The sequence below is a fragment of the Brucella sp. IR068 genome (assembly GCF_049065885.1).
Classification (GTDB): domain Bacteria; phylum Pseudomonadota; class Alphaproteobacteria; order Rhizobiales; family Rhizobiaceae; genus Brucella; species Brucella intermedia.
The window spans coordinates 1-1,453 of record NZ_JBAKHE010000043.1 but is presented as its reverse complement, the minus strand read 5'-3'; the positions used below and the strand labels follow the sequence as shown (position 1 = coordinate 1,453).

The window sequence follows — 1,453 nt, the reverse complement described above, 5'->3', positions numbered from 1 at the left end:
GGCGCGCCAGACCGGTCAGAACCTTGCCCGAACCTACTTCATAAAGCGTGGTGACGCCATTGGTCGCAAACCATTCGACAGTTTCACGCCAGCGCACCTGACCCGTGACCTGCTCGACGAGTAGATCGGCAATCTCGTTGGCATCGGTGGCGGGCGCTGCGCGCACATTGGCGATAAGCGGAACGATTGGATTGTGCTTTTCGACCGAAGCGAGCGCTTCGCGCATGGCGTCAGCGGCAGGCCCCATCAAAGTCGAATGGAAGGGCGCGGACACCGGCAGCATGATGGCGCGCTTGGCACCTTTTTCGGACGCCAGCCCGGCAGCCAGTTCGACCGCAGCCTTGGAGCCGGAAATAACGAGCTGACCACCGCCATTGTCATTGGCGATCTGGACCGAGCCCGAGGATTTTGCTTCTGCACAGACAGCTTCCACGTCGCCATGCTCCAGACCGATGATGGCCGCCATGGCGCCTTCGCCGACGGGAACGGCTTTCTGCATCGCGTTGCCTCGGATGCGCAGGAGACGTGCCGTATCGGCAAGCGAGAATGTTCCTGCCGCGCAAAGCGCGGAATATTCACCAAGCGAATGCCCGGCGACGTAGGAAACCTTATCCTTCAGGGAAAAGCCGCGCGCTTCCATGACCCGCAGCACGGCCATCGAGACCGCCATCAGCGCAGGCTGGGCATTAGCGGTCAGCGTCAGTACGTCTTCCGGTCCCTCGAACATGGTAGCGGAAAGCTTTTCGCCCAGTGCCGCGTCCACTTCCTCGAAAACAGCACGCGCTTCTGCAAACTGCTCTGCCAGAGCCTTGCCCATGCCTACAGCCTGGCTGCCCTGCCCGGGAAAAGTGAATGCTACCGCCATGAAAACCTCTTTCATCTTTGCAATTAATTGCACAATTTGGCGCGATGTGCCCCAGCGCGGGCAGCAAAGTCAAGTATTTCCCGGTTTTTGTGTCGTTTGCGCCTTGCAAAGCCGGGGAAAAACACGTAATAGCCGCCCGTTCATTGCTCGGCACCAGCTGGGGGCTGAACGGAGGGCCGGTCAAACAGTGCAATTAATTGCGCTATTGTCCGTAGAAGTCATAAGCGCTTCTGCCTCCCGTGTCTCCGCTCTCGACCGTCTCAAGTTGCGCGTCCTTTCTTCTCCGGCCTGCCGGATCAAGAGAAGTCGCAGAGGCTTAGCCGCTGGTGTTAGCATGTTGTAACAGAAGAAAGGCAAAGCCAATGGCTCTTTATGAACATGTGCTTCTTGCCCGCCAGGACATTTCCCAGCAGCAGGTCGACGCTCTCGTCGAACAGTACAAGGGTGTCCTCGAAGCTAATGGCGGCAAGGTCGGTAAGGTCGAAAGCTGGGGTCTGCGTCCCCTCACCTACCGCATCAAGAAGAATCGCAAGGCGTATTACACGCTCGTGAACATCGACGCTCCGGCTGCAGCCGTTGCCGAAATGG

At 58.6% G+C, this 1,453-nt stretch carries 2 protein-coding genes; one reads left to right on the top strand and one right to left on the bottom strand.

What is annotated here, in order from left to right; genetic code table 11:
- Positions 1 to 865: ACP S-malonyltransferase (gene fabD / locus ACOWVS_RS23360; RefSeq protein ID WP_420973183.1), on the bottom strand; the 865-nt coding region annotated here is incomplete at its 3' end.
- A gap of 362 nt (positions 866 to 1,227) precedes the next feature.
- Here fabD and rpsF point away from each other — a divergent pair.
- The coding region (gene rpsF / locus ACOWVS_RS23355; RefSeq protein WP_247545036.1) for a 30S ribosomal protein S6 at positions 1,228 to 1,453 on the top strand (226 nt) is incomplete at its 3' end.